This is a genomic window from Tropicimonas sp. S265A (assembly GCF_049800835.1).
GTDB lineage: Bacteria > Pseudomonadota > Alphaproteobacteria > Rhodobacterales > Rhodobacteraceae > Dinoroseobacter.
In genome coordinates this window covers 208,565-227,582 of sequence record NZ_JBNAFU010000003.1, presented here as the reverse complement: position 1 = coordinate 227,582, position 19,018 = coordinate 208,565, and the positions used below count along the sequence as shown (strand labels likewise).

Genomic DNA, 19,018 nt, shown 5'->3' with positions numbered 1-19,018 from the left:
AAATCTAATGAAAACGGGCTTAAGCCTCGATCCTCTGGTTCTCACCCAAAGCGGGGCGCTGGTCTTCCTGGGGTTCGGCCATCCCCTCGCGGGGCCAGATCGCTTCCACGATGGCACCGGATCTGACGGGGCGTTCTTCCTTGGGAAGGAAGGGGTCGGACCCGTTGGCAAAACTCAACTCGGCACCGGTCCTTTCAAGCAGTGTCTTGGCTATGAACAGACCCAATCCCATCCCTTCATAGCCCGGGCGTCGCGGGTCGGCGGGACTGCGACGTTTGCGAACGAACGGATCGCCGATGCGCCCCAGCAGGTGGGTCGGGTAGCCTTCGCCGTCATCGATGATGCGGATCAGGATCACCTCGTCCGTCCAATGCACATCGATCCAGACATTGGCCTCGGCGAAATCGACCGCGTTCTGTACGAAATTCCGCAGACCGTGAATGATCTCTGGCTGGCGGCGGATGGTGGGTTGTTCATTGCCACCGCCGGGCGCGGGCGAGATATCGAAATGCAGGCTCTTGCCGCGCTGGGAATGGGGGTCTGCCGCCTCTCGCACGATAGCGGACAGGGGGGCGGTTTTCAGGTGCAAGTCATCTTTGCCGGCGCGGCCCATGTCGCGCAGGATATCGCGGCACCGGTCGGCCTGATCGCGGATAAGCTCCGCATCCTCGCGCAGGATCGGATCGTCGAGCTCCTCTGACAACTCCTGGCTTACCAGTTTGATCGTGGCCAAAGGCGTTCCCAGTTCGTGCGCGGCGGCGGCGATCACACCGCCGAGGTCGGTCAGTTTCTGTTCGCGTGCCAGCGCCATCTGCGTTGCCAGGAGGGCTTCGGACATGGAATGGGTCTCGCCGGTGACACGGTAGGCATAGGCACCCAGAAACAGCACCCCGATCACAATGGCCATCCAGAACCCGAAGGCCAGGATGTCGGGCATGCGCAGAATGAACCCTTCGGCCGTGCGTAGAGGCACGTGGTAGAACCCCACAATCGTGATCAGCGCAAGGGCCATGATCCCGAGTATCATTGTGGATTTCAGCCGAAGCGTCGCGGCTGAGATCGTGACGGGCGCGAGGATCAGAAGCGCGAACGGGTTGTTCAGGCCGCCCGTCATGTAGAGGAGGAACGCCAGCTGCGAGACATCGAACATCAGCGTCAGCATCGCCTCGTTTTCGGACAGGCGCTTGTTTTCGGGGTAGATGAACATCGCGATGGTGTTGGCGATGAAAGAGGCCCCGATGGCGAGGTACAAAAGCCCGTAATTCAGTTGCAGCTCAAGGATTTGCGAGGCAACCGCAATGGTGACAATCTGGCCGGTGATTGCCAGCCAGCGCAACAGGATCAGGGTCCGAAGCCGGACCCAGGTCGCACGATCCTCTTGTCTGGCCTGGCTCGCGAAATTGTCAGTCATATTCTCGGGCGAAATGTCACAGGTCGCTGGTTTTCGACCATAGAGTGACCCATCCTGAAGACACAAGGCGCTTGCGATCAGGAGTGGGAAATGAACGTCTATGTCATAACGGCGGTGGGGCTGACCTCGGCTATGTTGGCGGGGACGGCGTATATGGCGTTTTTCAACGCGCCTGCGGATCCGCTGGCGCAGTGTCGAGGCGGTGTTGTGGCCACCGGCACCGCGTCCATCGGGGGGCCGTTCGAGTTGGTGTCCGAAACCGGCGCGACGGTGACCGAGGTCGATGTGATCGACGCCCCGACGCTGGTCTATTTCGGCTACACGTTCTGCCCGGATGTATGCCCGCTGGATGCGTATCGCAACGGCGAGGCAGCGGATCTTCTGGCGGCTGAGGGGTATGACGTGAACACGGTGTTCATTTCTGTCGATCCGGCCCGGGACACGCCTGAGCAGCTGGCCTTTTTTACCGACGCGATGCATCCGGACATGCTGGGTCTGACCGGGACAGACGACCAGGTCGCGCAGGCATCCCGTGCCTACAAGACGTATTACCGCAAGCAGGAGGGTGATCCGGAGTATTACCTGGTCGACCACTCGACGTTCACATACCTGATGCTGCCGGGTCAGGGATTTGCAGATTTTTTCCGCCGTGAAGACAGCGCGCAACAAATCGCTGAAAGAACGGCCTGTTTCATCGATGCAGCCAGCTGATCGGGCGTTTGACCGCACGAATGTTTCTGTCTAAAGAAGATCATAGACCATAAGCGGATAATTTGCCGCACCTTAGGGGAGGACCTTATGAACGACCGACCGACCCGTGACATCGGCCCAGATGCATCTCTGCTTTTGGTTGACGATGATGAGCCCTTTCTGCGGCGCCTCACCAGAGCGATGGAGAAGCGGGGGTTCGAGCCGGAGATGGCCGGATCGGTCGCAGCGGGCAAGGCAATAGCAACAGCGCGTCCTCCGGCTTATGCAGTGGTAGACCTGCGGCTTGAGGATGGAAACGGCCTCGATGTGGTGGAAGTGCTGCGCGAACGGCGGCCCGACGCACGCATCGTTGTGCTGACCGGGTACGGTGCCATCGCGACGGCGGTTGCGGCCGTCAAGATCGGCGCGACCGACTATCTGTCGAAACCCGCAGATGCAAACGATATCACTGCGGCTCTGCTGGCTTCAGCCGATGAGTTGCCGCCGCCGCCGGAAAATCCGATGAGCGCCGACCGCGTCCGGTGGGAACATATCCAACGGGTGTATGAACTGTGTGATCGCAACGTGTCAGAGACCGCGCGACGCTTGAACATGCACCGCCGGACCTTGCAGCGTATTCTGGCCAAGCGGAGCCCGCGCTAGGGCGTTCGGAAGACCGGATCAGGACCCGCCGCAGCGCGGGTCTTTTTTTGCGGTCATGTCAGGTCGAACCGCTTGCTGATACGGTCAACGATCTGACCGTTTGCCAGCCGGACTTCGGGATGATGCGCGTAGGTTTCGAAGCCACGGCTTTGGTAATAGGTCAGCCCGCCCGAGTTGTCGGCGCGGATCGTGGCGTTGATCCAGCGATAGCCGAGGTTTCTGGCGGCCTCGACGGTCGTCTCGAACAACCGTGATCCGACCCCCAAGCCGGTTTGGCCGATCCGCACGAACGTGGCGATATCACACGCGTCGGGCGGCAACCCGGGATGCGGTTCGACGGACTGGAAGCCAAGCAGCGCGCCGACGTCGTCTTCGGCGATGTGCCAGACGGACTGATCCGGCGCCTTTCTGAACCACGCCATCAGCGTGTCACGAGAAACAGGCTCAGTGAACGCTGTGGCGCCGCCGCGCGCGATGATCCGGTTCAGGAGATCGGCCATGTTCCGCGCATCCAGATCCCCGGCGCGACGGATGCGGATCATCCCATTGCCTCCATCAGGGCGGCGTGGCGCGCCGTGAAGGCCGCACGCACCTCCGTGGGTGGGCGCAACAGAATGTGCTGGCCTTCGATGACGGCGGATTTCGGGGCCCCGAAGAACTTTGTCGCCTCGACTTCTGAAAATCCGGCGATTTGTGTCGCCTCCAGCCAGGCGCTGACCTTGTCGGCCCGTTTGATAGCCGATTTCACGGTTTTCGGAAGAATAGCGGGCAGACCAAATCGGATGTGGATCGCCGCTGCAAGCCGATCATCAAGGGCGCCGTACCCAGGCCCGACAGCGGCTTTCACCGGGCTGATCATATCCCCGATCACGTATTCGGGCCCATCATGGAGCAATGCAGCCAGCCGCCATTTCGCCGGCGCATCGGGCACCATCCGGGTATAAAGCGACTCCACCAGCAACGAATGCTCGGCAACCGAATACGCGTAGTCCCCTGCGGTCTGGCCATTCCAGCGGGCCACGAACGCGAGCCCATGCGCGATATCCTCGATCTCTACATCCACGGGGGTCGGGTCGAGCAGGTCGAGACGGCGCCCTGAGAGCATGCGCTGCCAGGCACGTGGGGCTTTGGCCATCGAACAGGCACCTTCTGTCATCGTCAGAGAGCTCATTTCTAGCGCGCGAGCCGAAATCCGCAACGACCTGCGACCAGTACCCACATGAAAACAATCCGGCTGTGCCACAGCGATCTGTCCCCGGGATCGGCCTCCAGCCACGAATTCTTCGGGTGATAACCACTCTTTGACCCCACAAGGCGCGTTTTTGGTGGATAATGACGATGGGGTACGAGTCGTTTTTTAGTGTGCCCGGAGACTATTATGTTGAAACGTTTCGCAGTTTTACTTTGCCTTCTGCCGGGTGTTGCGCCTGCGCAATCCCACGACACATGTATGCTTGCCGACGAGCTTGATGCTGCCCTGATCGACTGGCACGGCGAGCACGTATTCGAGGAAAGCGATGACGGTCGCGCAGCCGTGTGGCGCAATTCCCAGACCGGTAGCTGGACCTTCGTGCAATATCTGGACAGCGGGTTGGCGTGTGTCCTCGATCATGGGCAGACCTGGCCCCCGCATCGACGAAGCCCGGAGCTTATGGCGGCGCTCGCACCCTGACTTGTTGTCTGTTCAAAGCGAACCTGTTAAGCGCGCCCTCAAGCAAAACATGAGGTCGAAGATGGCGCTTGATTATATCGTCAAAGACATTTCGCTGGCCGAGTTTGGTCGCAAGGAACTGGATATCGCCGAAACCGAAATGCCGGGCCTGATGGCGCTGCGCGAGAAGTACGGGGAAAGCAAACCGCTGACCGGCGCGCGCATCGTCGGCTCGCTGCACATGACCATTCAAACCGCCGTTCTGATCGAGACGCTCGTGGATCTTGGAGCGGATGTGCGCTGGGCGTCCTGCAACATCTACTCGACGCAGGATCACGCGGCCTCTGCCATTGCGGCAGGCGGCACGCCGGTCTTTGCCATCAAGGGACAGACTCTTGAGGAGCATTGGGACTACCTCGACAAGAGCTTCATGTTCCCCGAAGGCGCGAACATGATCCTCGACGATGGCGGTGATGCCACGCTCTACGTTCTGCTTGGGGCGCGCGCGGAAGCCGGTGAAGACATCATCCCGGTGCCGACATCTGAGGAAGAAGAGGTCATCAAGGCCCAGATCAAGAAGCGGATGGCCGAAAGCCCGGGCTGGTTCACCAAGACCCGCGACGCGATCAAGGGCGTATCGGAAGAAACCACCACCGGCGTGCATCGCCTGTATGAATTGCAGCGCAACGGACAGTTGCCGTTCCCGGCGATCAACGTGAATGACAGTGTCACGAAGTCGAAGTTCGACAACAAGTATGGCTGCAAGGAATCGCTGGTCGACGGGATCCGCCGCGCGACTGACACGATGATGGCCGGCAAGGTCGCCGTTGTGTGCGGGTATGGCGACGTCGGCAAAGGCTCTGCTGCGTCCCTGCGCGGGGCGGGTGCCCGTGTGAAGGTGACCGAGATCGACCCGATCTGCGCGCTTCAGGCGGCGATGGACGGATTTGAGGTGGTAACGCTGGAAGATACCGTCAAGGACGCGGATATCTTCATCACCACGACAGGCAACAAGGACGTGATCCGCATCGAGCACATGCGCGAGATGAAGGATATGGCGATCGTCGGCAATATCGGCCATTTCGACAACGAGATTCAGGTCGCCGCGCTCAAGAACCACAAATGGACCAACATCAAGGACCAGGTGGACATGGTCGAGATGCCGTCCGGCAACCGGATGATCCTGCTGTCCCAAGGCCGCCTGCTGAACCTCGGTAACGCGACGGGCCACCCGTCTTTCGTGATGTCTGCGTCCTTCACCAACCAGGTGCTGGCCCAGATTGAGCTCTGGACGAAGGGTGAGGACTACAAGAACGAGGTTTACGTTCTGCCCAAGCACCTCGACGAAATGGTCGCCAAGCTGCATCTCGAGAAGGTGGGCGCCAAGCTGACCGAGCTGAAGAAAGAGCAGGCGGATTACATCGGCGTGACTGTCGACGGGCCTTACAAGTCGGACCAATACCGCTACTGATCCAACGGACTTCGAAGTCATCAATGATACCGCGCGGGCCCGTCTTGCGCGGTATTTTTTGTGTTCGGTTGGATGACTTGAGCGATCTTGCCTTTTAGAGTGGGGACAACTCACTCAACTCTTTCGAGGTCAACATGAAGTCTATCGCGCACGTTTCTGCGGCATTTTTGGCGTTCGCAGCGGGTCCCGTTTGGGCGCAAGCCTCTTCAAGTGCCGAACTTGCGCAGCAATTGTCGAACCCGATTGCCGATCTGATCAGCGCGCCTATCCAGTTGAACTATGATGAGAATATCGGTGCCGATGACAGTGGGTCGCGTTGGACCACGAACATTCAGCCTGTCATTCCGTTCTCGATCAGCGATGACTGGAACGTTATTTCCCGGACGATCCTGCCGGTTGTTTCGACAGATGGCATTCCTTCCGGGTCCGGGTCGAAAGAAGGCCTCGGAGATACGGTGCAAAGCTTCTTTTTCTCGCCCAAGGCTCTTACATCAACCGGATGGACCTGGGGCGTTGGGCCGGTCTTTCTGCTTCCGACGTCTACGGATGATCGGTTCGGGGCCGGAGAATGGGGGGTTGGTCTGACAGGCGTTGCGCTGAAGCAGCAGGGGCCCTGGACCTTTGGCGGTCTGGCAAACCACATCGTTGATGTGGACGGCGATACCGACATCAACGCGACCTTCCTTCAGCCTTTCCTTGCCTACAACACGCCCAATGCATGGACGTTCACGGTCAACTCTGAGTCCACCTATGACTGGGAGGCCGAGGAATGGGCCGTGCCGGTCAACTTCATTGTCTCCAAGCTTACAAGTTTTGGCGGTCAGCCCGTGAGCCTCGGTGTGGGCGCACGGTACTGGGCCGAAAGCGCGACCAATGGTCCGGAGGACTGGGGCGCGCGGTTTATCCTGACGTTCCTGTTCCCGAAATAGCGCCGGGAAGTTCATTCTTGTAATCCCGACCCCTCCCGTTAACCTCTGCCACGCCAAGCGCATGAATTGGCGTGAACGGACTTATAATCCCTGAGTGGGAGGGAGAGACTAATGGGCAAAAGAGACGACCTGATCGCGCAGTATGCCGATGATCTGAAGAACAAGTGCGGCATGACCCCGGACATGGATTTGCTGACCAAGGTGACGATCGGCTGTGGTCCGTCGATCTACGATGCGGACGCTTCCACCGTGGCGTCGTCGCAGGCAGGCGAATTGGAAACGGTGAAGAAGAACTTCCTGATCAAGAAGCTGGGCCTGTCGGATGGCGCAGAACTGGACGAAGCGATCGCCAAAGTCATCGAAACCTATGGCAAATCGGAACGCAACAAGTACCGCGCGGTCGTCTACTACATGCTGACCAAGCACTTTGGTAAAGAAAGCGTTTACGGTTAAAGCACTGTAAAAGCGATAATTTTATCCTCTATTCCGTTGCTTGTTGGCGCGGTTCCACGTTATACGAAACCTGTCCCGGCCAGTATGGCAGGACCCAAAGTTTCAGATCTACGTGTGGTGCAGCCTTAACAGGTGGCGCGTGGGGTGGCAGAGGGTCCTAAGGGGTTAGGGCCCTCTTGCTGATTCATGGCCTTAGATGCGCAAAGTGCGCCCGACCCCGTTAAACCACCGTTTGTTACTTACGTGATGCGCTTGCTTCTTTGCTCTGCGCGTGCGGCACCCTAGCTTTGGGGTATGTCGAAGGTGACATACACCAAGGCAACTCTTCCGGCAGGGGGTGGTGCATTCAAGCTGGCGCATACGGCGGTCGGTATTTTTCTGGATGCGCAACCGTCACATCATCTGGCAGTCGCAGGTGACAAGCGCCTGCACGCGCCGCTGGATCGCCTTGACGGATGGATCATGCAAGCCGGATCGGAAGGGGTGTGTGAGTTCGATGACGCCCTCGACCTTGTCATGCTTGAGATTCCAGACGCGCTTCTGACCGAAGTCGGCGGAGATCCGCGCGCAGGCTTCGCGCCACGCGTTGGGACGCTCGATCCGATGCTGATCCAGATGGCACTCGGTGCCGACAAGTTCCTTGAGGGCGAGCCCATCTACGCCGAAACGATGCAGCGTGCGCTTGCCGCGCACCTGTTTCAGGCAGAAATCTCGCATTCTCAGACCTCAGCGCTGGATATTTCGGACATTCGGCTGCGGCGTGTCGTGGACCACGTACAGGATCGGTTGGACCAGAAGCTGTCGCTTGAGGACATGGCGGGGCTCGCAGGCATGAGCCCCTACCATTTCGCGCGTGCGTTCAAGTCGGCGACGGGCGCCGCCCCATTGAAGTTCATCATCGCCGCCCGCATGGATCGGGCAAAACTGCTGCTGCGGACCACCCGAAGGTCGGTAGCGGAAATTGCCTATGCGGTTGGCTATGAAGATTTGAGTCGCTTCGGCCAACACTTCAAACGCCATACCGGCGCGACCCCGCGGGCGTTTCGCGAGGCCGGTTAACTCCGCAAGAATCGCATACTCAACCGCAAGATCCGCGCCTCCGAAGGCGGGATCGAGCTGCCATCTTCCTTTCATCGACAGGGCGCACAGCCCCGCACCAAAGGAGAGGAAAGATGACAAAGCACTTCGTTCTGGCCCTTGCACTTGCCGCACCCGCCGCCCAGGCAGACATCACGGCAGAGACACTCGTCGATCGGGCACAGCTGATCCACATCGCCGATAGCCTGGATGCTGCGGTTGACGCCAAGGCGTGGGCAGAGGCGCGCAGCTACTTCACCGACCAGATTGACGTGGATTTCACATCACTGATCGGTGGTGCGCCCGCGTCGATTCCGGCGGATGCGCTGATCGCAGGCTGGTCCGGCAACCTGACCGAGGAAAAGCCGAGCTTCCATCTGCGCGGCAATCACCGGATCACGTTCGACACTGCTGATACCGCGATCATGCAGTCGCACGGCTACGCCTGGAACAGGATGGAAGCCGGCGCACACCCCGAGAATGGTGGCGAAGCGCTTTGGGAGGTCTGGGGCACTTACACCCACGAATTCACCCGGACCGAAGACGGCTGGCGCATCGATGCCATGACGTTCACCGCAACAGCGCAGCGCGGAAACCCCTTTGTCCGGGACACACCCGGATCCTGACCCTTGAAGAAACCCCGACTCAAACACTGGAGAAATGACATGAAACTTGCAGCACTCACCACCGCCGCCACCCTTCTGGCATCCACAGCACTGGCCGATATCCAGACCCGCACAGTGCAGTTCGAAAACGAAGGCAGCACCTTGTCCGGGACGCTGTATCTGCCGGAAAGTCATGACGGATCACCCCTTCCCACCGTTGTTGTGACCGGCGCATGGACCTCCGTCGAAGAACAGATGCCTCGGGAGTATGCAGAACAGATGGTCGCGCGAGGCTACGCGGCTTTCACCTTTGATTTCCGCGGCTGGGGCAAGTCCGGCGATCTGGAAAACCAGGTGCGCTACAAGGAGGACCCGCAGGCGAAGATCAGCGATATTCGAGCCGCGTTCGAAATCGTAGCGGGCTTGCCAGAGGTCGATCCGGCGCAGATCAACGGTCTCGGTATCTGTGCGTCCGCAGGGTATATGGTCGACGCCAGCGCCGGAAATCCGCTTGTGCACCGGGTCGGTCTGGTTGCCCCCTGGCTTCAGGATGCCGAGATCGTGGAGATGGTCTATGGGGGGCCAGAGGGTGTCTCGGGGCTGATCGAAATGGGCCGCGCGGCCGAGGCCGCGGGCGGTCAGATCATCCCGGCGGCCGGACCGGTCGGGGCCGAAGGTGTTCTTATGCCGATGGGGGGCTACTATTACGAACCGTCACGCGGCGCGATCCCGGCCTATGACAACCGGTGGAACAACGCTTCCTGGGAAGGCTGGCTGACCTATTACCCCGGGGATCATGCCGCACAGTTCGACAAGCCGCTGGCCATCGTTCATTCCGAGGCCGCCGCGATCCCGCAAGGCGTCCGCAGCTTTGCCGAAGCGCTTGCAAGCCCGGCGACCTTGCAGTGGCTCGAAGGGGTGTCGCAGTTCGACTTCTATGACAACCCCGAGGATGTGACGCGTGCTGCCGACACGGTTGCAGACCATTTCCGCGCCAACGACGACTGAGACCGTCCTTTATCGATACGAGATCCGGGTCCGCTTTCCACGCGGGCCCGGCTGCGTTAGGTCTGTCGGCGGAGGGTCAGGGGAGGGCGCGAAGAGGCCGGGTCCCAACCTGGACCCGAACTTGAGAAAACCGCCTTGCTGACTGGACGCCAAGACCATGCCGAATGACAAAATCACCGACCTTGATGCCGTGACGTTGCGCGACCGGATAGCAACAGGGGCGTTGTCGGCTCTGGATGTGACCGAGGCTTATCTTGCCCGGATTGCCGAGAAAGAGCCGGAGGTTCGTGCCTGGGTCTGGCATGATCCAGACCATGCGCGGGCGCAAGCGCAGGCGCTCGATGCGCAGCGCGTCAGTGGCGCAGCGCTGGGCGGGCTTCACGGTATTCCGATCGGGTTGAAGGACGTGATCGCAACGGCGGGCATCCCGACCCAGAACGGCACACCCAACGACGCAGGCCATGTCCCTGACACAGATGCATTCGTGGTTGCGCAACTCAAGGCAGCCGGAGCCGTGATCATGGGAAAGACCACGACGACCGAGCTGGCTTTCCTGCGCCCGACGGAGACGCGCAATCCCCATAACCCCCTGCACACCCCCGGCGGGTCGTCGGCCGGGTCTGCAGCGGCTGTTGCGGCGGGTATGGTCCCGCTTGCGGTCGGCACGCAAACCGGTGGGTCGGTTATTCGCCCGGCGTCCTTTTGCGGCACGGTCGGCTTCAAGCCAACCTTTGGTGCCATTCCGCGCAGCGGGGTGACAATGCAGTCTCATACGCTGGATACACTCGGGGTCTTTGCCACATCGCCTGGGGATGCCGCGATGATCGCGGAGTGCCTGTTCGGATGTGACGCCAGTGATCCGGCCACGGGACCCCGGCCGCGGCCGCAGCTTTTGCAGGCCACGCGAACTGCGCCTCTGCGGCCTCCGGTTTTTGCCTTTGTGCATCCTCCGGGGTGGGAGGATGCAGATGCGGACATGCGCGAGGCGCTCGCTGACCTGGCGCATGGTCTGGGCGAACAGGTGTTCGAGGTGGATCTTCCTGCTGGATTCGAAACCGTTGCCGAGATGCGAGCGCTGATCAACTTTGCCGAGATGTCCAAGCACTATGCCCGATATAGACCGAACGGATGGCATGCATTGTCCGAGCACATTCAGGGGGCGATGACGGCTGGCGAAGCCGCCTCGGTGCGGGAGTACCTGATTGCCCTTGATCAGAGACAGGGTCTTTACAAGGACTTGGGTTGCATATTCGAGCGCGCAGACGCCATCTTGTGTCCGGCCGCGCCGGGCGCGGCACCAGCTGACCTCAGCACCACGGGGGACGCGATCTTCAACGGGCTCTGGACGTATATGGGGACACCTGCAGTGACCCTGCCCGTCCTCACATCGCCTTCTGGAATGCCAATCGGTGCACAGCTTGTGGCGCCGCGTGGCAATGATGCGCGTTTGATGGGCGCAGCGCAGTGGCTTTGGGCCTGGACAAAAAACCGCGCAGCATGAACGAAAGAGACCTGACATGAGCGAAAAACCTGTTCTTTGGCTGCCCCGCAAGGTCTCGGATGCGACCGTGGCACGTGCACGTCGCGACTATGAAGTGATTTTGAACGAGGCGGACACCCCCGCCTCAGCTGACGAGATCGTTGCGATGAGCGCGCGGGTCGACGCGATGATGCCCAACCATTCGGAAGTCTTCTCTACCGACGTTGTCGCCCGCCTTGATCCGCGGCTCAGAATCCTCGCGAACCACTCTGTTGGTGTGGATCACTGCGACCTGAAGGCACTGGGCGCGCGTGGGATCATGGTGACCAACACGCCGGATGTCCTGTCCGACGCGACTGCGGAAATCGCCATGCTACTGATGCTGGGCGCTGCGCGGCGGGCTGTGGAAGGAGACCGCCTTGTGCGCAGCGGCGCGTGGAATTTCTGGTCGCCGTCGTTCATGGTCGGCAAACAGCTCACCGGCGCGCGGTTGGGAATCATCGGCATGGGCCGCGTCGGTCAGTCTTTTGCGCGCAAGGCCCGCGGCTTCGACATGCAGGTGCACTATTTCAACCGGACCCGGCTTGCGGTCGAGGATGAGGCGGGCGCGATCTATCACGACACGATTGAAAGCGTACTTGCAATCAGCGACTTCCTGTCGCTTCACTGCCCATCCACGCCAGAGACGCGGCATTTGATGAACGATCACTCGTTATCGTTATTGCCGGATGGCGCAGTTCTGGTGAATACGGCGCGGGGCGCTTTGGTTGACGAGGGCGCACTGATCCGTGCGCTGGAGAGCGGGAAGCTCATGGCAGCCGGGTTGGACTGTTTTGAGGTTGAACCGGGCGGAAACGCAGAGTTCGCGGCACATGAGAGCATCTTCATGTCGCCGCATATCGGCTCGGCCACCACAAGGACGCGCGACGCGATGGGATTTCGCGCGCTCGACAACCTGGATGCGTTCTTTCGCGGCGATACGCCGAAGGACGCGCTGACGTAAGAGCATATATCTTTGACTGCTTTTTTACGTGTTTTTTCCCAAGCCAAGGCTTGATTAGGCCTGCCCTCGACTGGTTTTTCGTAGGAAATGCGACTTTTGTCGCCCTTAAACCTGCGAGAGTGATCTAGATTAAACTGCATTTCTTTGTTTTATTTCCCGAAAGAGAGGATGTAACCACTTGGACGGATTCTGGAGCATTCTGGCGCAATCGATCGGGTTGATCCTGTCTTGGGACCCTGCCCTGATGGAGATTGTGGGTCTGTCGTTGCGTGTGACAGTCACCGCAGTGATCCTTGCCTGCCTGATTGGACTACCGCTGGGTGCGCTGGTTGGTGCATTCCGGTTTCCCGGCCGCCCCGTGGTCAATGTGATGCTGAATGCGTTGATGGGTCTTCCGCCCGTGGTCGTGGGGCTGTGTGTGTACCTGATGCTGTCGGCCTCCGGTCCGCTGGGCATTCTGGGTCTGTTGTACACGCCGACCGCGATGATCATTGCGCAGACCATACTGGTTACGCCGATCATTGCAGCACTGACCCGGCAGGTCGTCGAAGACTTGCAGGGCGAGTACGCTGACCAGTTTGCATCCCTCGGTGTCGGTCCGGTTGACCGGATCGGAGCCCTGTTGTGGGACGCACGCTACAGCCTGATGACGGTCGCGCTGGCAGGGTTCGGCCGGGCTGTGGCAGAGGTGGGCGCCGTGATGATCGTCGGTGGCAATATCAACCATGTGACGCGGGTGATGACCACGACGATTGCGCTTGAAACCTCCAAGGGCAATTTGCAGTTGGCTCTCGCGTTGGGGGTTGTCCTTCTGGGCCTAGCGATTGTCCTGAACGCCGCTGTGATGAGCTTGCGTGCCTCTGCCGTGAGGGCTGCATATGCGTGATTTTTCCACCGAAAGCGGACTGCTAGGTCTGGACCGCAGCAAGAGATCACCGCCGCTGATTGAAGCGCGTGGCGTGACCTTGGATATGGGTGGAAAGCGGCTCATCAATGGCACTGGCTTCGCGATTGCATCGCGGCGCAGGACGGTGATCCTGGGTGCGAATGGCGCAGGAAAGAGCCTTCTTTTAAGGATGATGCACGGGCTGCTGTCTCCGACCAAAGGCAGTGTTCTGTGGCAGGGACGTCCGCTGGACAAGGCCGCGCGCTCCGAACAGGCAATGGTGTTTCAACGCCCGGTCATGCTCCGGCGGTCGGTGCTGGCCAACTTGCGGTTTGCCTTGCGCATGAAGGGGCTGCGCGGGCCAGAGCGTGCAAGGCGCGAGGTCGAAGCCCTGGAGCTTGCACGCCTGACGGACCTTGCGCACCGACCGGCGCGTGTTCTGTCCGGGGGCGAGCAGCAGCGACTTGCCATTGCCCGGGCCCTGGCCTGTCGTCCGAAGGTTCTTTTCCTGGATGAGCCCACCGCCAACCTTGATCCTGCCTCCACCCATGCGATCGAAGATCTGATCCATGCTGCGAGCGATGCGGGAATTACGGTGGTGATGGTGACCCATGACGCTGGTCAAGCCCGGCGTTTAGGTCAGGATGCGCTTTTCGTCCATGCCGGTCTTGTGGTGGAGGCTGCGCCGGCGGAAACGCTTCTGACCGCCCCCTATTCGGCCCCAGCACGCGCGTGGTGCGCGGGCCGGTTGTATTTCGAGGCCCCTCAACCATCTGCGAGCCAAAACGTGGGAGCTGTTTGATGATGTTTCGCTTTGCCGTCCTTCTTGCCGCCGTATCGCCCCTGTTGGGCGGCGGGCCGACACTTGCCAGTGGAAACGATGACAGCTTCATCGTGGTTCAATCGACGACGTCCACTCAGAATTCGGGGCTGTTCGATCACATTCTACCCGAATTCTACGACGCGACGGGTATCGAGGTACGCGTTGTTGCCGTTGGAACGGGGCAGGCGATCCGGAACGCGCGGAACGGAGACGGGGATGTCCTGTTCGTGCATTCCAAGCCAGCGGAAGAGGCTTTTGTGGCCGACGGCTACGGCACGCAGCGCTTTGACGTGATGTACAACGATTTTGTCATTGTGGGCCCCCCTCAGGATCCCGCGGGGATCGCGGGCACCACGAATGTAACTGACGCTTTGGCCAATATTGCCCGAAGCGAATCCGCCTTCGTGTCGCGTGGGGATGACAGCGGCACCCACAAGGCGGAGTTGCGCCTGTGGGAGGCCGCCGGCATCGACGCGCCCGCCGCGTCCGGCAGCTGGTATCGTGAAACCGGCTCCGGTATGGGCGCGACGCTGAACACCGGCACCGCTATGGGGGCCTACGTTATGACTGACCGCGCAACCTGGATCGCATTCGGTAACAAGGGCGCGTACCAGATCGCTGTCGAAGGTGATACACGGATGTTCAATCAGTACGGGATCATTCCCGTGAGCCAGGCAGTGCACCCGCATGTCAAAGCCGAGCTTGGGCAAACCTTTGTCGATTGGGTGATCTCGCCCGCCGGACAGGCGGCAATCGCAGGCTACAAGGTGGATGGCCAGCAGCTGTTCTTCCCCAACGCGCAACCGACACGCGGCGGGTCCTGAGACGTCAGGGCGCGTTCCAGCGCACGCGTCCGCAGTCCGATACATCGTAGCCAGTCATCGCCCTCGCCTTCGTCTGAAGCGCCTCTGACCCCAGAAATGCGATCAGGTGTTGGACAGGATCGGTAAAGTACGCGCGACGATCAAAGATCAGATCATAACGTTCCTGAAGCAGTGGCACGAACCGTAGGGAATAACGTTTTGCCATCGCTGCGAGGCCAAGGGCGACGTCTCCCTCGCCATCCGCAACCATTGCGGCAGCGTCGCTTTCCGTACGCGCCACCGGGGAGGCCGGATCAAACGCACTCGGCGTCATTTTGGCTTCTGCAAGAAGCCTGCCCAGAAGTGCCTGCGCACCGGCACCGGCCTGGCGTTGGACAAACCTCAGCCCGGACGTGTCGCCCAAGGTGGCAATGTCAGCCTCTGCCTCCTGAGACAGGATCAGTCCGCGTTGACGTGTTGCCCATGATAGCAGGACGCAATCAGTCATCTTGCGTTCTTCGACGGCGTCTATGTTCCAGTCGGTGTCGCTTGGAATATGCAGGCCGCTGGCCACCGCGCGCCCGGCCATGAACCCGCTCAGTCCTTCACTAGACCCGTTGAACAGCGTCGCCAGACCACAATCGGATTCCCGGATGGCCCAGTCGAGCAGCGGATCATGGGACCCGGTTACAACCGGGGGACGGTCCTGGATCGCGGGTGTCTTGTCGCCTTCGCCTTGTATCCAGAGCAGAATTTCATCTCTGGGAAACAGCAGCTTTCCGGTAACGCGCCTATGCGGGATCTCTCCGGCCGCTGCCAGGTCGTAGACCTTGCGCTCCTTCACCCGGATCAGGTCTGCGACCTCACGGGTGGTCAGAAACAGGGGTTGGGCTGCGGACAATTCAGACGGCATGGTCACTTCGGGTCGCTCGGTTCGAGTGCACGATGCGGTTTGCCTGTCTACCGCGCAACCCCCAAGCGCTACCCACCTGCGGCAGCGACCGCGGGTTGGGTGATACCAGCGCCGCTCCGTTCGCCAGCCGGCAGGCGCCGCGCGAGTATTCCGGCAACATCGACCCGTGCGCGCAACCGGCTGGCCAGCAGGTACATACCGGCGAACTTGCGCTGCAAGAACAGGGTCTCTACCGGGGGAATATGGGTCATTGTCGGATCTTCGGCCATTTCCATCGCTTGTTCTGTCAACCGCCGGGACCGCTCCCTATCACCGAAGTCGAGGATTTCACCCGTACGCATCGGTGCAAAAGCCTCTGTCATCATGGAAATGATCTGAGCCTTGTGATGCGGTGCGGTTGCCTTGTCGAAAAACCCGAGCTCAAGGGCCGCAGGGGCAAGGTCCTGTCCGGTCAGGGCCGCCGAAAACAGCGCGGCGTAGGCCTCTGAAAGCTCCGTTGGGACCGGGCGGGCTGCACCGAAATCCAGAAGAATGATTTTCGCGCTATCCGGGTCATACCGGTAGTTGGCGAAGTTGGGGTCGGTTTGCATGTAACCGAACTCAAACAATTCGCGGAAGACCAGATCAATCAACTGAGTGGCCGTTCGGTCCCGCGTGTCCTGATCCGCAGTCAACAGAGAGTCGATGTTCGTACCGGGCAGGTATGTCATGGCAAGAACTGTCTCCGTGGACAGGTCCTCGGCCCATTCCGGGACGCAAAAGGAGGGATCTTCTTTCAACAACATGCCGAAGCGCGTCATCTCGACAGCCTCCCGGGCATAGTCGGCCTCTTCGTGCAGCTGGCGCTTGGCTTCCTCCAAAAGCGGCCCGATCTCTAACCCGCGGGGCAAGAGTCCGGACATTCGTATCAGCGCACCCACATTCGTGACGTCACTGTCGATGCTGCGGCGAATGCCGGGATACTGGACCTTGATCGCCAGATCGCGCCCGTCTTTCGTCAGCGCGCGGTGCACCTGACCGATCGAGGCAGCAGCAATTGGTCGGACATCGAACCGTGCAAACCCACCCGTCCATCCTGACCCCCACGCACGGGTCAAGACCTCGCGCAACTGACGGGGCGGCATGTAGTCGGCATCTGCACGCAGCCGCGCCATGATCTCCGCCAGCTCTGGCGGCAGAACCTCTCCAGCATCCAGAGAAACAAGCTGGCCGACCTTCATCGCGGCGCCGCGCATACGGGCCAGCTCATCGGTGATGCGACCTACATTGGCCGGTGTCAGCAACAGATCGCGGAATTCCGGACGTTCTCCGCGCATCAGCGCACCGGCCCCGCTGACGGCCAACGCGCCGGCAACGGTACTCGCCGCGCCCCCCAATCGGAGCAGCCGCCCTGTACGAGAGGCGGGAACAGCCCGCGCGCGCGTTCTGGAAGGTGTGTCTGTCATGGGACGCAAGCTAGGGCGGCCTGCGTTCAAGTCATCGCCAGACTTCCCGGGTTCCGATCCGGGTACCCGGACTGCAAAATTCATCAGGTTGTCGGGACAGCGGGGTTGACCCCATCAACACTGGCGGTGTCAGTTTCAAGTTAAACCACTCAAGAAGCGATCTGCCATGCCCCATACGTCCGGCTGTATCTCCTGCGGCATTGCCGTGTTGCGTGTTGTATTCCTGACTGCCTCGCTTGCAGTTGCAGGGTGCACAGCGGTGCCATTCGACCCGGATCTTCCGGTTGAGCGCGCGCTGCCGGCGGATGATACGCGTCTTGCACGCGATACCGCGCGCCTGTTTCGGGGCCAAGGAATGGACAAGGTTCGTGTCGCACCGCTGGTGGATGGCAATGATGCCCTTGGCGCGCGCTTGCGAATGATCGAGGCGGCAGAACGATCCATTGATGTGAAAACGTTTCTGATCAAGCCTGATATGGCGGGCGGACTCATGTGGCTTGCGCTCTTGGAGGCGGCCGACCGTGGTGTACGCGTGCGCCTGTTGTATGACGATGTGTTTACCAGTGCGCGCGATGACCAGATTGCCAGCCTCGACGCCCATCCCAATGTGGACATCCGGGCCTTCAACCCCTTGTCGCGCAACAGCACGACAGCGATGAACTTCGTTCTCGATTTCGCGCGAGTGAACCGGCGCATGCACAACAAAGCGATGATCGTTGATGGCAGTCTTGCCGTGATTGGCGGCAGGAACATAGCCGACGAATACTACCAGATCGAGACCGACAGTGAATTTGCCGATTTCGATCTGTTGGTTATCGGCGCCCCGGTCAAGGACCTGTCGGCGGCCTTCGATCTATATTGGAACGACGCATGGTCCGTGCCCATGGCGCGCCTTGCCGATGGGGATATCGCGCCATTGCGGGAGGCACAGGTCTTGTTCCGATCGGCCGCCGCATCCGAGGCGGCGGAGATCTATGACCGTGCGGTGAACTCGACCTATCTGCGGGATCTTCTCGATGGCCGTGTCGAGACGTTTGCCGGGAGCGCGCGCGTCGTTGTGGATGATCCGGAAAAACTCCGCACGCCGCCGGGTCAGGGTCCGTTTGTGGTAGGTGACAGCTTCTACAATACGCTCATGCGGGCGCAGTCGGAGGTGCTGATCATCACTCCCTACTTTGTGCCTGAGCCCTACGGCGCCGAGGTTTTCGAAGCGTTGGTGGCGCGCGGTGTCCATGTGCGGGTCACCACAAACGCGCTATCGGCGACGAACCATGCGTATGTCCATGGTGGGTACGCTCCTTACCGGGATCGGCTGATCAAGGCAGGTGTGGAATTCCTGGAGGTGCGCCCGGATGGACCAAGTCTTGTGGCCGGCGTGGAAACACCGCTGGTTCTGCATACCAAGCTTGCGATTGTGGACGATCAGACCCTGTTCGTCGGCTCGGCAAATATCGATCCAAGGTCCATTCGCCAGAACACCGAGGTGGGGATGGTTATCGAAAGCGCGACGTTTGCGCAGAGGTTTCTAGAATTTTTTGATCCTGTGATCGAGGACTACGCCTTTGCCGTGCAGGCGGACGCGAATGGAAATCCTGTCTGGCAGTATCGCGGCGAGGCGGTCTCTGGCTCCGAGCCAGGGGCCAGCGCCTGGAGAAAAATCACCGCCACCATTGCAGGCTGGTTGCCCGTTGAATGGCAATTGTGACC

At 60.4% G+C, this 19,018-nt stretch carries 20 protein-coding genes; 15 read left to right on the top strand and 5 right to left on the bottom strand.

Annotation, left to right across the window (positions count from 1 at the left end):
• Nucleotides 1-19: 19 nt before the first annotated feature.
• The gene (gene regB / locus ACP15N_RS11150; RefSeq protein WP_425092349.1) at nucleotides 20-1,411 is read right to left on the bottom strand and encodes a sensor histidine kinase RegB; all 1,392 of its coding nucleotides are present in this window, start codon (nucleotides 1,409-1,411) and stop codon (nucleotides 20-22) included.
• A gap of 90 nt (nucleotides 1,412-1,501) precedes the next feature.
• On the opposite strand from regB, the gene ACP15N_RS11145 reads away from it, so the two are divergent.
• Complete coding sequence (locus ACP15N_RS11145; RefSeq protein ID WP_425092348.1) at nucleotides 1,502-2,122, top strand: SCO family protein; 621 nt, start codon at nucleotides 1,502-1,504, stop codon at nucleotides 2,120-2,122.
• 87 nt (nucleotides 2,123-2,209) lie between these two features.
• A complete protein-coding gene (locus ACP15N_RS11140) occupies nucleotides 2,210-2,764 on the top strand; it encodes an ActR/PrrA/RegA family redox response regulator transcription factor (RefSeq protein WP_425092347.1) in 555 nt (184 codons plus the stop codon).
• 53 nt (nucleotides 2,765-2,817) lie between these two features.
• Here the strand turns inward: ACP15N_RS11140 and ACP15N_RS11135 are convergent, their stop codons facing one another.
• Entirely contained in the window at nucleotides 2,818-3,306 is a 489-nt protein-coding gene (locus ACP15N_RS11135) for an N-acetyltransferase family protein (protein WP_425092346.1), read from the bottom strand.
• On the bottom strand, nucleotides 3,303-3,899 hold the full coding sequence (locus tag ACP15N_RS11130; protein WP_425092345.1) for a hypothetical protein: 597 nt from the start codon (nucleotides 3,897-3,899) through the stop codon (nucleotides 3,303-3,305). Before ACP15N_RS11130 ends, ACP15N_RS11135 begins: the two co-directional genes overlap by 4 nt.
• Nucleotides 3,900-4,214: 315 nt before the next feature.
• On the opposite strand from ACP15N_RS11130, the gene ACP15N_RS11125 reads away from it, so the two are divergent.
• The 12 genes from ACP15N_RS11125 (at nucleotide 4,215) to ACP15N_RS11070 (ending at nucleotide 14,974) form a co-directional block, all read left to right on the top strand.
• Nucleotides 4,215-4,436 (top strand): S-adenosyl-L-homocysteine hydrolase, encoded by a 222-nt coding sequence (locus tag ACP15N_RS11125; RefSeq protein WP_425092344.1) that lies wholly within the window; start codon nucleotides 4,215-4,217, stop codon nucleotides 4,434-4,436.
• 61 nt (nucleotides 4,437-4,497) lie between these two features.
• Nucleotides 4,498-5,886, top strand: coding sequence for an adenosylhomocysteinase (gene ahcY, locus ACP15N_RS11120; RefSeq protein WP_425092343.1), 1,389 nt, complete (start codon nucleotides 4,498-4,500; stop codon nucleotides 5,884-5,886).
• A 134-nt stretch (nucleotides 5,887-6,020) separates the two neighbouring features.
• Complete coding sequence (locus tag ACP15N_RS11115) at nucleotides 6,021-6,815, top strand: transporter (RefSeq protein WP_425092342.1); 795 nt, start codon at nucleotides 6,021-6,023, stop codon at nucleotides 6,813-6,815.
• 111 nt (nucleotides 6,816-6,926) lie between these two features.
• A complete protein-coding gene (locus tag ACP15N_RS11110) occupies nucleotides 6,927-7,268 on the top strand; it encodes a DUF2853 family protein (protein ID WP_425092341.1) in 342 nt (113 codons plus the stop codon).
• A gap of 294 nt (nucleotides 7,269-7,562) precedes the next feature.
• Nucleotides 7,563-8,327 carry a helix-turn-helix domain-containing protein gene (locus ACP15N_RS11105; RefSeq protein WP_425092340.1) on the top strand — a complete coding sequence of 255 codons (765 nt, stop codon included), beginning with the start codon at nucleotides 7,563-7,565 and terminating at the stop codon, nucleotides 8,325-8,327.
• Between the two features lie 113 nt (nucleotides 8,328-8,440).
• The gene (locus ACP15N_RS11100; protein WP_425092339.1) at nucleotides 8,441-8,971 is read left to right on the top strand and encodes a nuclear transport factor 2 family protein; all 531 of its coding nucleotides are present in this window, start codon (nucleotides 8,441-8,443) and stop codon (nucleotides 8,969-8,971) included.
• Between the two features lie 39 nt (nucleotides 8,972-9,010).
• Nucleotides 9,011-9,958: an alpha/beta hydrolase gene (locus tag ACP15N_RS11095; RefSeq protein WP_425092338.1), complete on the top strand. Its 948-nt coding sequence runs from the start codon at nucleotides 9,011-9,013 to the stop codon at nucleotides 9,956-9,958.
• Between the two features lie 157 nt (nucleotides 9,959-10,115).
• Entirely contained in the window at nucleotides 10,116-11,459 is a 1,344-nt protein-coding gene (locus tag ACP15N_RS11090; RefSeq protein ID WP_425092337.1) for an amidase, read from the top strand.
• Between the two features lie 16 nt (nucleotides 11,460-11,475).
• Nucleotides 11,476-12,441, top strand: coding sequence for a 2-hydroxyacid dehydrogenase (locus ACP15N_RS11085; RefSeq protein ID WP_425092336.1), 966 nt, complete (start codon nucleotides 11,476-11,478; stop codon nucleotides 12,439-12,441).
• 178 nt (nucleotides 12,442-12,619) lie between these two features.
• A complete protein-coding gene (locus ACP15N_RS11080; protein ID WP_425092335.1) occupies nucleotides 12,620-13,327 on the top strand; it encodes an ABC transporter permease in 708 nt (235 codons plus the stop codon).
• Entirely contained in the window at nucleotides 13,320-14,129 is an 810-nt protein-coding gene (locus ACP15N_RS11075) for an ATP-binding cassette domain-containing protein (protein ID WP_425092334.1), read from the top strand. Before ACP15N_RS11080 ends, ACP15N_RS11075 begins: the two co-directional genes overlap by 8 nt.
• Nucleotides 14,129-14,974 (top strand): substrate-binding domain-containing protein, encoded by an 846-nt coding sequence (locus ACP15N_RS11070; protein WP_425092333.1) that lies wholly within the window; start codon nucleotides 14,129-14,131, stop codon nucleotides 14,972-14,974. The genes ACP15N_RS11075 and ACP15N_RS11070 overlap by 1 nt, the downstream gene beginning before the upstream one ends.
• Before the next feature lie 4 nt (nucleotides 14,975-14,978).
• On the opposite strand, the gene ACP15N_RS11065 is transcribed toward ACP15N_RS11070, so the two are convergent.
• Together ACP15N_RS11065 and ACP15N_RS11060 are read right to left on the bottom strand one after the other, a co-directional pair.
• A complete protein-coding gene (locus tag ACP15N_RS11065) occupies nucleotides 14,979-15,866 on the bottom strand; it encodes a substrate-binding domain-containing protein (RefSeq protein WP_425092332.1) in 888 nt (295 codons plus the stop codon).
• Between the two features lie 68 nt (nucleotides 15,867-15,934).
• Complete coding sequence (locus ACP15N_RS11060) at nucleotides 15,935-17,311, bottom strand: ABC1 kinase family protein (RefSeq protein ID WP_425092331.1); 1,377 nt, start codon at nucleotides 17,309-17,311, stop codon at nucleotides 15,935-15,937.
• 166 nt (nucleotides 17,312-17,477) lie between these two features.
• Between ACP15N_RS11060 and ACP15N_RS11055 the strand changes: the two genes are divergently transcribed.
• Nucleotides 17,478-19,016, top strand: a complete 1,539-nt coding sequence (locus tag ACP15N_RS11055; RefSeq protein ID WP_425092330.1) for a phospholipase D family protein — start codon at nucleotides 17,478-17,480, stop codon at nucleotides 19,014-19,016.
• The last annotated feature ends 2 nt before the right edge of the window (nucleotides 19,017-19,018 follow it).